General features: G+C 48.4%; 8 protein-coding genes. 4 read left to right on the top strand and 4 right to left on the bottom strand.

Going from position 1 to position 11,210, the window contains the following annotated elements; all coding sequences use genetic code 11:
- Positions 1-74: 74 nt before the first annotated feature.
- On the bottom strand, positions 75-1,757 hold the full coding sequence (locus tag QUB11_RS30100; protein WP_333392474.1) for a tetratricopeptide repeat protein: 1,683 nt from the start codon (positions 1,755-1,757) through the stop codon (positions 75-77).
- Between the two features lie 290 nt (positions 1,758-2,047).
- Here QUB11_RS30100 and QUB11_RS30095 point away from each other — a divergent pair, with 290 nt between their 5' ends.
- Positions 2,048-3,919, top strand: a complete 1,872-nt coding sequence (locus QUB11_RS30095) for a pseudouridine synthase (RefSeq protein ID WP_333207294.1) — start codon at positions 2,048-2,050, stop codon at positions 3,917-3,919.
- A 793-nt stretch (positions 3,920-4,712) separates the two neighbouring features.
- Here QUB11_RS30095 and QUB11_RS30090 read toward each other — a convergent pair.
- A complete protein-coding gene (locus QUB11_RS30090) occupies positions 4,713-7,235 on the bottom strand; it encodes an EAL domain-containing protein (protein WP_333207295.1) in 2,523 nt (840 codons plus the stop codon).
- A 99-nt stretch (positions 7,236-7,334) separates the two neighbouring features.
- Between QUB11_RS30090 and QUB11_RS30085 the strand changes: the two genes are divergently transcribed.
- The 3 genes from QUB11_RS30085 (at position 7,335) to QUB11_RS30075 (ending at position 9,179) form a co-directional block, all read left to right on the top strand.
- Positions 7,335-7,535, top strand: a complete 201-nt coding sequence (locus QUB11_RS30085; protein ID WP_333207296.1) for a hypothetical protein — start codon at positions 7,335-7,337, stop codon at positions 7,533-7,535.
- Positions 7,536-7,539: 4 nt separating this feature from the next.
- Positions 7,540-8,367, top strand: a complete 828-nt coding sequence (dapB, locus tag QUB11_RS30080; RefSeq protein ID WP_333207297.1) for a 4-hydroxy-tetrahydrodipicolinate reductase — start codon at positions 7,540-7,542, stop codon at positions 8,365-8,367.
- A 101-nt stretch (positions 8,368-8,468) separates the two neighbouring features.
- Entirely contained in the window at positions 8,469-9,179 is a 711-nt protein-coding gene (locus QUB11_RS30075; RefSeq protein WP_333152260.1) for a phosphate ABC transporter permease, read from the top strand.
- A 253-nt stretch (positions 9,180-9,432) separates the two neighbouring features.
- Here QUB11_RS30075 and QUB11_RS30070 read toward each other — a convergent pair whose 3' ends face one another.
- Entirely contained in the window at positions 9,433-10,056 is a 624-nt protein-coding gene (locus QUB11_RS30070; RefSeq protein WP_333152258.1) for a precorrin-8X methylmutase, read from the bottom strand.
- A gap of 177 nt (positions 10,057-10,233) precedes the next feature.
- Positions 10,234-11,040: a TPM domain-containing protein gene (locus tag QUB11_RS30065; RefSeq protein ID WP_333207298.1), complete on the bottom strand. Its 807-nt coding sequence runs from the start codon at positions 11,038-11,040 to the stop codon at positions 10,234-10,236.
- Positions 11,041-11,210: the final 170 nt, after the last annotated feature.

Here is an 11,210-nt window from a genome sequence, read left to right as displayed (position 1 = left end):
CGCCCTTTCTGGACGGGCGGGACGCCCATCCCACAAGAACCATCACGCATTGTAAGTTATTTAATTCTCATTCCTTACCACTTTCCTGACATCGTGCCCTTAAGTCTCAATTCTTCTCGACTAACTAGAGCTTCGTAGTAATCTGGTTTGATTTCGAGGGCGACTCCGTAAGAGCTAATGGCATCTTGAGTTCGCTGCAATTTTTGCAAAACGTCGCCCCGCTGCGCCCAAGCTTCCCAGTTGTCTGGCTTGAGTTGAATCACTTGGTCAAAAGCGACGAGTGCTTGGGAATAGTTCTGCATTTCCCCTAGGATCAGACCTCGCTGTACCCAACCTTGATAGTTGTCCGGCCAGACAGTAATTGCTCGATCGTATGATGCTAGAGCTTGTTCGTACTGCTGCAATTTTGACAAAGCGTTGCCACGTTGCAACCAAGCTTCAAAATTGTCTGGCACGATTTTAATTACGCGGTTGTAAGCTGCGACGGCTTCTTCGTAACGCTGCAATTTTTCCAGCGCTGCGCCTTGCTGCAACCCTACTTTTGATGTAATTTCTGCTTCTGAAGTCAGAGAGATTACTTTATCAAAACAGGCGATCGCTTCTTCGTATTGCTGTAATTTTTCCAAAGCTTCGCCTCGCAAGTTCCAAGCTTCTAGAAAATTACCTTCAATTTGTAGGGCATTACTGTAAGCGATAATTGCCTCTTTGTAGCGTTCCAATCCTGCTAGGGCGATGCCTCTACCCAGCCAAGCTTCGGGAAAATTAGGATTAATTTGAATGGCTTGGTCAAAAGCAGCGATCGCCCCTTCAAAATCTCTCGCTTCTGACAGTGTTTGACCGCGCCCGATCCATGCTTCGGGATACAAAGAATTAATTTGAATTGCCCGATCGAAACAAGCAATTGCCGCGTCGGCCCACTGGTGTTTGAGAGCCATTCCTTTATAAAACCAAGCTTCGCAGTCGTTGGGTTGCATTTGCAGTACGCGATCGTAAGCTGTCACCGCTTCTGCATATTTGTGCAATTTGGCTGAAGCAATGCCCCGATTGAACCAAGCCAGACTATTTTGTGGTTGCAGTTGAATGGCGCGATCGTAAGAAGTTACAGCTTCCGCGTAGCGTTCGGCTTTCATCAAAGCCAAACCTCGGTTCAGCCAAGCTTCCCAATTAGTCGGGACGAGTTTCAGCGCGCGCTCAAAAGCCGCCACGGCTTCAGGATAGCGCTCCGCTTGAACCAAAACGTTGCCTTGCCGATACCACATGGCGGGCAAATTCGGATGAAGTTGGGTTGCTTTTTTGTAACAGGTTGCGGCTGCATCCCACTGCTGCAATTCCTCTAAAACTCTGCCTCGCTGATACCAAGCTTCGTGCTTTTCTGAATTGATTTGAATTGCGGTGTCGAAAGCCGCGAGCGCTTCTGAGTGATTTTGCAAACTTAACAGCCCTGTGCCGCGCAGCATCCAAGCCCAGTATTCTTCCGGATTAATTGCTGTAGCTCGATCGGCACAGGCTACGGTTTCTGCGTAGGAATGCAGTTGCTTGTAAGCTTTACCCAGATTCAGCCACGCCCTGGCCCAGTCCGGCTTAATTTGAACCGCTTTTCCGTAGCAAAGGACTGCCGCTTCGTACCTTCCTGCGGCGTACAATCTATTGCCCCGATCGTAATCTGGAAATGCTGCAAAAATTCTTAAAATCGGCGGCAGCAGAGCTGGTTGGGGGTTTGAGGAGTTTTCCGGAGCCGAAGTCGAGAGGTCTGGCATACGCCTTGCACATAAAAAATTTAGTGGGATAACAAGCTTGCGGTCTTATATATTAACTTATGCTTTTCTTAATCTCGCTGCTGTTTTGAAACAAATTTAGCATATCAGGCTTGGTGCAACCAATCATTTTTACTTAATTCTAGTAGGTATAAAATTATGCACCCTTCCCACTTTCGGTACACCCCTATAAAATACGGTCAGTCGATTTTCGATTTTCGATTTTCGATTGACCGAAAGCATCCAGAATACAAGCAGATATGTCCTAATTCAGATTTCAAACCAAATTTAATATGTTAGAATTGCACGCGCTTTTAGATGTCACGGACTGTCATTGGGAGTCGATCGACTCGCAGCCGAATTATTGGTACGAAGGCCGTTGTCCTCAAAGTGGCGAACTGCTGAGACTGCCGCGCACTCGAATGTCCGAGGATCTGGCGCGGGGTTTGATGCAGTACCTGGCGGCTGACGATTCCTACGATCGCGAAGGGAAGATGTACGGCATATTACTGGTGGAGATGCCTTCGGGGGAACAGGGGATACTCAAAGCGTTTTCCGGGCTGCTGAACGGTTGCAGCATTGTTGAGGGCTGGGTGCCACCCATTCCGGGACGAGATCGTGTGGCTTTCGAGGAAGCCCGCACGTTAACTCAATTGGAGGCGATGAAACAGGAACTTATTGCACTCAATCAACTCCCGCAGCGACAAGAGTATGAAGCCTTATTTCGGGAGTTTGAAGTGCAAATGCAAGTTTTGAGCGATCGGCACCGCAATTGCAAGCAGCAGCGAGACGAAAAACGCCAGTTACTGTGTCAAACTCTCGCAGCAGAAACACTAGAAATTGCCCTGGAACAACTGAATCAAGAAAGCCGTTTGGAGAAAATGGAACGCAGACAATTGAAACGGCAGCGGGATGAAACATTGCAGCCGCTAAAACAATTAATTGAAGCTGCGGATCGACGGATGCGGGCGCTAAAACAGCGGCGAAAAGAACTTTCCCGCGAACTTCAGACGCAAATGCACGCGGCTTACACTCTGATGAATTTTTTGGGGAAATCGATCTCGATCTCCTCATTGATGCCAACTAATTCTATTCCCACTGGCACCGGCGACTGCTGCGCGCCAAAATTGCTTCACTACGCGGCAGTACACAATCTGAAACCGCTGGCAATGGCTGAGTTTTGGTGGGGGCCGCCATCGGGCGATAAGATACAGGGAGAATTTTATGGTGCTTGTGGCGATCGGTGTCAGCCGTTGATGGGTTTTTTGCTGTCAGGATTGGCTCAAAATCCGCTTGTTTCTAATAATATAAATGAGGGTTTGACGGGCGGGTTAGAAGCCCAACCCCTACTCCCCACAAGCAATAATATTTCTTGTGGAACGGGCATCTTGCCCGTTGCGGGCGGGCAAAAAGCCCAACCCACAAATCATCATATTTCTTGTGGAACGGGCATCTTGCCCGTTGCGGGCGGGCAAAAAGCCCAACCCACAAATCATCATATTTCTTGTGGAACGGGCATCTTGCCCGTTACCGAAATGCTACCGATTATCTATGAAGACAAATGGTTAATTGCGGTCAATAAACCCTCTGGCTTGCTGTCAGTTCCAGGTCGTTATTTAGAAAATCAAGATAGTGTTTTTAGTCGTTTGCGTAACTTGTTACCGGATAGTTTTAATTTGACAGTCGTGCATCGTTTAGATTGGGAAACATCTGGAATTTTGCTCTTGGCGCGGGACAAAGAAACTAGCAGTAAACTCAGGCAGCAATTTGCAAAAAAGCAGGTTCACAAAGTTTATGAAGCGGTGCTTTCGGGTACTGTAAATGTTGACACAGGGACGATCGATCTTCCACTTTGGGGCGATCCCGAAAATCGCCCTTACCAGCAAGTCAATTGGGAGTGCGGAAAACCCAGCGTTACTCGCTTTCAGGTAATGGCGATGGAGGGAAATTTTACTCGCGTCGAGTTTTTGCCGCTGACGGGACGCACTCATCAATTGAGGGTTCATGCAGCGGATGTTCGAGGGTTGGGGATACCGATTTTGGGCGATCGACTTTACGGATGTGGGGCTGCTGCGAACCGGCTACACTTGCACGCGCGGGAACTTTCGTTTGAGCATCCGCAGTTGGGAGAAAGGTTATACCTACAGGCAGAAACACCATTTTAACTCTCTTTTGTCACTTCGGGCGAGAGTATAGCGGTATGGTGCGTCGCTCATTGATAGTCGTAAATAATCAGAATTCTGGTGGCGACGCACCCTACTTTAATTAGAATAGGAGTAGGATAATAATCTCTACCGAAAGTGACAGAAGAGGGTTAAGCTAAGGGCGATCGGGCAACGATCGATATCTGTAGAATAACAAGTAATCTCCTTTCCGGTTACACCGTCAACAGTGAACTCGAATTTACTATTCCGATGCTAAGGGATGAGAACTAAATAAAATCCACTTTTCATGACTGTTGTGGGATGGGCGTCCCGCCCGTCCTTTCTGGGCGGGACGCCCATCCCACAAGAAAAAAGGGAAATTATTTAATTGACGATCCTAACGGATTTGATATAATTGCTTCAGCATCAAAAGTTTTAGTAGAAACCGGTGCTAACAGTAAGTCATAGTTTTATTGATTTAATCCTAAACGAGGCTGAAATATTACAGCTTTATCGCTATCGAGAGCGCTATCTAAATTAAGAGGATACTCTGTTAATTTTCGAGTAGCGATAACGATATGGCTGACATTTTTTTTCAGATTCATGTTTGTTGACATAACCCTAATTTTAGCACCTAACATATTAGAGATTTGCTTTGGGAACCCGATCGACTTTCAATTTTAGCTCTAACGTATAGCGGTTCTCAAGCGTGGTGAGGTATGCTCTATGCCCTATGCCCACGGATCCCTATGCCCATGAGTACCTCATCTTTCTGAGAAAGGCTATACAATAACTAATAACTAATAACCCACAACTACCACTGCGGCTCGGAAGCCATCAAAGCAGTCGCAGCCTCGCTCGGTAACGGCTTAGCAAAAAAATAACCCTGACCATATTCGCAGCCGATCGACCTCAACCGGGCTAATTGTGCCGCCGTCTCCACACCCTCAGCAATCACATCCATACCCAAAGCATGAGCCAGCGCTACAATCGTCCGCACGATCGCCACATTCTCCCCCTCGCTTTCGATCTCCATTCGCCCCACAAACGACTTATCAACCTTCAAAGTATCCGTAGGAAACCGACTCAAATAACTCAACGACGAATAACCAGTGCCAAAATCATCAATTCCCAACTTGACATTTAACGCTTTCATCTGCTTCAAAACCGCGATCGCCGACTCCACATCCTCCATCACCACACTCTCAGTAATCTCCAACTTCAAACTCTCGGCACTCAAACCCGTTGTTTCCAAAATCACCTTCAGGCGATCGACCAAATCCGGCTGAGCAAACTGCTTCCCAGATAAATTTACACTCATAATCAAAGCTCGATCGAAACCAAACATTTCCTCCCACAGTCGCAACTGCCGACAAGCCTCCTCCAACACCCACTCACCCAGCGGCACAATTGCCCCCGTTTCCTCAGCCACCGGAATAAACTTGATCGGCCCAATCAAACCCCGCAGCGGGTGTTGCCAGCGTACCAAAGCCTCAAACCCAATAATCCTCCCGCTTGCCAAAGAGACAAACGGCTGATAGTGCAGCAAAAATTCCCGACGCTTGAGGGCAATCCGCAAATCCGTCTCCAACTGCAACCTCTCCACCGCCAAAGCGTGCATCGAAGCATTAAACACCTGATACCTTCCCGTTCCCAAAGCCTTCGCCCGGTACATCGCCGTGTGGGCGTCCCGCAGCAAGTGTTCCGGCTGTTCCCTGACATTAGCAGCGGGTTCGCCCCCCAGGGCAATCCCGATGCTTGCAGTCACAAACACCTCCTGCCCATTCAACTCAAAAGGCACAATTAAAGCTTTGTGAATTCGATCGGCCAAATCCACAGCACTGTCAACATCAATATTCCTCACCAAAATCGCAAAATCATCACCCCCCACCCGCGCCACAGTATCCCCGGAGCCAATAATCGCCCTCAACCGCAGCACCACCGCCATCAGCAGTTCATCCCCCACCAAATGACCCAAAGAATCATTAATCACCTTAAACCTGTCTAAATCCAGAAACAGCACCGCAAACAGATGGCTGTGGCGGCCCCTAGTATTGGCGATCGCCCGCCCCAAGCAATCCACGAACAAATCCCGGTTGGGCAAACCTGTTAGAGAATCGTGAAAAGCATCGTAAAGCTTCCTGTAAGCACTGACACTCACACCAGTCACCACCAAACCTAAAGCCGGCGACACCAGCGGCACCCACCCACCCCCAGTAAAAATCCCATAACTAATCCCCAAAAGTCCCATCAATGCAGCACCCCCAGCCAATCCCGCCCTCCCAGGATGCTGAATCCGCCAAGCCAAAACCCCGCCAACCATCGCCCAAGCAGCGTTCCACAAAATTTCCGCCCATTCCGGCCACACCCAAAACAGCGATCGTCCATCCAAAACCGCACTCAATATTTGGCTGAGCATTTGCGCGTGCAGCAACACCCCCGGCGTTTTCGGACTTTGCTTTTTAACCGGGCTGTAAGGCGTCAAAAACAAATCTCTGGTACTCGGTGCCGTCGTCCCGATCAGCACAATCTTGTCCTTAACCCAGCTTGGTTCAATTTCCCCGTTCAATACCTGCCTGATACTGACTTGTCGCGCCACCTCCTTACCAGAACGGTATTTGAGCAGAATTTGGTAGCCTGTGGTGTCAATATTTGCATAGCCGCCACTGTTAGAAGTTAAAGGCACAAATTCTGCCTTTCCCCAGTTGATTTGGTGAGGATGAACAGCGCTATTTTTCTGCTGTACTCTGTCTTTGAGATACAACAAAGCCACTTGCACAGAAAATGAGAAAGCAGTATTCTTTTCTGGTTGCGAGACTGAGAGCAAATTGCGGCGTACAACGCCATCAGGATCGAGCACGAAGTCGTTAAAACCAACTCGATCGGGCGGTATCCCCGGAGGCGCAGGCACTCCCTGACTTTCTGAATCGCTCAATTTATAGATCGCCACCACATTCGGTGCTTTCAGCGCGGCCAGCAATTCTTGGTGTCCCGGCGCTTGAGGCAAATCCCGGTACAAATCCAAACCGATGACTTTTGGCTGATACTTTTGCAGTTTTGTCAAGGTTTGAGCGATCGTCTTGTCGGAAACCGGAAATCTCCCCAAAGCTTGAATATCGGCTTCAGAAATTTCCACTACCAGCAGTCGCGGATCGGGGCCGGAATCTGGCTGCAAGCGCACTAACGAGTCAAAACTCCCCAACTCCCAGCTTTGCAGGCCTCCCAACTGCCGAACTACCATATTCAGCAGCGTTACAGTCGCGCCCGCAAGCATTGCAGGCAAAATCCTGACCCGTCGTTTTTGAGAACTCAGGTTGAGGCCAGTTGCCACAGACATGACATATCGAAGATTTCGAGAGAATTTGGCAGTCACAGAAAAAATATGTCGGTGCAAATTAGCTTTGCACAAGTCTGTTCTAACAGAATTGAGCTTAATATGAGATTGAATGTAATTTTTTCAGAACTTGTGCCGCCACCGAGTTTCTTTAAGCTAATTACTCGATGCAGGCAAAGTATTTCTCGAATGGGAAACCGGGTTTTTGAAGATTTGCCGACAAATCCTGTCTTTCATTCCTTGTTTCCCCAAATTCCCACAAGCGTTAAAATTTACTCGATCGAACTTTCTGGATATTTTTGAGATTATGGCGAATCAACTTCCGATTCCGGTGATTGTTAACGGTGCTGCAGGCAAAATGGGCCGCGAAGTAATTAAGGCGATCGCCCATGCTAGTGACATGACCTTATTTGGGGCTGTAGACCGCTCCCCTGAGTGTCTCAACGCCGATGCCGGCGAATTAGCCGGATGTGGCCCGTTAGAAGTTCCCATCACTGACGACTTGCAAGGAATGCTGGTATTAGCAGCTCAGGAAAAGCAGTTAGGCGTGATGGTAGATTTTACGCACCCTTCGTCAGTTTATGAAAACGTGCGATCGGCAATAGCTTACGGCATTCGCCCGGTAGTCGGCACTACTGGCTTGAGCAGCAAGCAAATTGAAAACTTAGCTGAATTCGCTGATAAAGCGAGCATCGGCTGTTTGATCGTACCCAATTTCTCGATCGGCATGGTTTTGCTCCAACAAGCCGCCGTCACGGCATCTCAGTATTTTGAACACGTAGAAATTATCGAGCTGCACCACAATCAAAAAGCCGACGCCCCCAGTGGCACGGCAATTCAAACTGCCCAAATGTTAGCAGAGATGGGAAAAACTTTCAATCTGCCAGAAGTTGAGGAAACCGAAAAATTAGCCGGAGCTCGAGGTTCACTGGCCGATGAAGGGATTCGCATTCACAGCATCCGTTTACCCGGTTTAATTGCCCACCAAGAGGTAATTTTTGGCGGCGTCGGTCAAGTTTATACTTTACGACACGATACGAGCGATCGAGCTTGTTATATGCCCGGAGTCTTGCTGTCTATACGCAAAGTCATTGAATTGCGATCGCTCGTTTACGGATTGGAAAAAATACTGTAGGTAATTGGTAATTGGTAATTGGTAATTGGTAACTTGTTACTACTGCCAACTGCCAACTGCCAACTGCCAACTGCCAACTGCCAACTGCCAACTGACTAATTATGCTAATTCCCTTAACCCGCGAAACCTTTCAAGAACTAATTCCCGCCGTCGCCACGGGAGCGCAATACAAATATATCTGGGGAAAACCGCCCGATTTTTTGAGGCGAATGTTAATCTCTGCAGTCAGCGTAGTTTTCCTCCTGGTAGTCTACAACTTCGCCGGTTCCGATGTCGCGCCGCTAGTTTTAATCACCGGATTGATAGCTGGTTTGTACTGGCTGTGGGGCCCCATTTTGTGGGCGAGTTTGCGGAATGCAGAATGTCGCAAATATCAATACTGCGGTTTTTGGCAAGGACGAGTTTTGGATATATATATTACAGATGAAGTCACAAGTCAAGAAGAAACAGTCAATCAAAAAGGACAACTCGTAATAGTTGACAACCTAGAACCGCGCATCAACTTAGAAGTTGGTGACAAAACCGGATTTACTACTACACTTCGAGCTCCATTGCGGAAGGATCACCAAGGAATTGTCCCCGGCCAAGCTGCTTTAATGTTAATTATGTCAAATCAAGAAGATTTAGGCAGAATTGCCAAAGTTTCAGATATTTATATTCCCAGCCGTGACGTGTGGGTGAGCGACTATCCTTATTTACGCAGAGATTTGTTTGTCGAGATGAGCCAGCAAATTAAAAAAGGTAGGAAAAAAGACCGAGAGCGAGATAATGACAATAGAAGCACAAAAAGGAGATCGTCCGCTGATTATTAATCTGGGACTTATGCACGGGTGCGTGGGCAGAAACCGGGTTTTGGGGAGATACTTGGTTGTAGTCGCAAATTAAGGTGAAAAACCCGGTTTCTCGGAACTCATATCAATTCCGTTATTATAGGAATGACAAGCGAGGAGACGGCACTGCCGTGTCCTAAATTTTGGCTAATAATTCCGATGCAACCGGAAACGATCTCACAGATAGAATGACTACTGACTACTGACTACTGACTACTGACTGCTGACTTCTCCATCAACTGTTCCCCTCTTGGCCGTAAGCTTGCCAAGCCAAATCCACCAGCCCGTTAACAATAGCCACAGCCACCACCGCAGAACCCTTGCGGCCCTCAATCCGAATGTGAGGAATCATCGAATCATGCAGCCGCGACTTCGCCACGTCCACCCCTACAAACCCAGAAGGCGTCCCAATTACCAAAGCCGGTCGAATTTCCTCAGATTCAATCAAATCTACGATCGCCGACAAAGCAGTTTGAGCCTGGCCCACCACAAAAATCCCTTCAGGATAGCGTCTGGCCAAAGTTTCAATCCCCCAAGCCGCCCGCGTCCTTTCCTTTTGGGGGCGTGTCAAAGCCTCCATCGAACAGTAAACCGGATTCGCAAAGGTACTTTGGATTTGTGGCGTAATGCCCACCTGCACCATCGGCACATCTACCACGATCGTAGTCCGAGCAGCCAAAGCTGCCGCCCCAGCCTGCAAAGCCTGATCGGAAAAACTAATTAAAGACTTGTACTCAAAATCAGCAGTCGCATAAATCACGCGGCGGACTATTTCGTACTCCGCCGCTGAAAAACCGTGGTCGCCAATTTCGTTATCGATTAATCCCAGACTCTGGGCATCGCTTACGTGCCATTCCATTTGTTGGATAGCTGTCGCCTGTGAGTTGTCAGGTATCAGCTTACCAGCTTTTAGTCATTTGTTGACTGTTGACTGTTGACTGATGACTGTTGACTGTTGACTGTTGACTGTTGACTGTTGACTGTTGATTGTTGACTGTTGACTGTTGACTGGCAACTGCCAACTACCAACTGACAACTAAGTTTCCGACGATGAAGAAGATTTGCCCAACACCGGAGTCAGGAATGCCACCAAAGCTCCGATCGCAAAACCGGCCACATTCCGAACCACAGGCAACCAGTCAGAAGTCCGAGTCACCACAGGCCCAAGTCCGAAAGCGAAAAACAGAATGCCCCACAGCGGCGAAAAAATCAGCGCCCACTGCCAAGCCACAACCTGTCCCGGCTTCCGAGGCTGAGCCGCAAACCCGCAGATGACGCCGCCAACCACCGACGTAATTAACGTCAGAATCCACTGTTCCCTTGGCAAACCCGGAACCACGCGGCATCCGCCCTGACGCAAACAGCCTTCTATCGACTCCAAAGATTCAATAATCGCTCGATCTTCGCCATTGTCCCGCACAAAAAATTGATTACCGTAGCGGGTTTGCAGTTCCACCCAAAAAGTGCGCGGCAGCAGCGGATACAGCGAGTCGCCCACATTAAAATTGAGCAAATTGCCCCCTCGCGGGTCAGCAACTAATAACACACTCTTGTCATCTAGCCCCCAATAACTTTTGACCGCCAAACCTGGCGTGCGATCGTACTGAGTCAGCACTCGCAGTTTCCAGCCGGTTTCGGCTTCAAATGCCTTTAAATTTTTTGCCAAAGTTTGTTCTTCAATATCCGTAAGGGCTTTAGCTAAGTCAATGATCGGCGTCTGAGTTGACGGCAACAAATCGGGATTATTGAAAGCGTGGGCCGCAGGTGCGATCGTCCACACAGACAAAGCCAGAAAAAATGCGGCAACAGAGGCTAGAAATTTTCGCGGGAAAAGCTGTGACATAGGAACTTATAATCCGGGTCTTAATTGTGAATGCTAGCTGGCGGTCTTAACCAGAGGATAAGAGAAAACTCATATTTCTTTACAATTATTTACTTTACAGGAAGCCGAGAGCAAGGGGAAGGAAAAAATAGTTTTTGAGAAAGGGGGAGGGGGGGAGGGGGGGAGGGGGA

Origin of the sequence: Microcoleus sp. B6-A1 (assembly GCF_036705085.1) — a bacterium.
Lineage (GTDB): Bacteria > Cyanobacteriota > Cyanobacteriia > Cyanobacteriales > Microcoleaceae > Microcoleus.
This window is presented reverse-complemented; position numbering and strand designations above follow the sequence as displayed.

Coding starts and splice junctions, on each gene's coding strand:
- QUB11_RS30100 (WP_333392474.1), bottom strand. CDS start 1,757: ATGCCAGACCTCTCGACTTCGGCTCCGGAAAACTCCTCAAACCCCCAA.
- QUB11_RS30095 (WP_333207294.1), top strand. CDS start 2,048: ATGTTAGAATTGCACGCGCTTTTAGATGTCACGGACTGTCATTGGGAG.
- QUB11_RS30090 (WP_333207295.1), bottom strand. CDS start 7,235: ATGTCTGTGGCAACTGGCCTCAACCTGAGTTCTCAAAAACGACGGGTC.
- QUB11_RS30085 (WP_333207296.1), top strand. CDS start 7,335: ATGAGATTGAATGTAATTTTTTCAGAACTTGTGCCGCCACCGAGTTTC.
- dapB (WP_333207297.1), top strand. CDS start 7,540: ATGGCGAATCAACTTCCGATTCCGGTGATTGTTAACGGTGCTGCAGGC.
- QUB11_RS30075 (WP_333152260.1), top strand. CDS start 8,469: ATGCTAATTCCCTTAACCCGCGAAACCTTTCAAGAACTAATTCCCGCC.
- QUB11_RS30070 (WP_333152258.1), bottom strand. CDS start 10,056: ATGGAATGGCACGTAAGCGATGCCCAGAGTCTGGGATTAATCGATAAC.
- QUB11_RS30065 (WP_333207298.1), bottom strand. CDS start 11,040: ATGTCACAGCTTTTCCCGCGAAAATTTCTAGCCTCTGTTGCCGCATTT.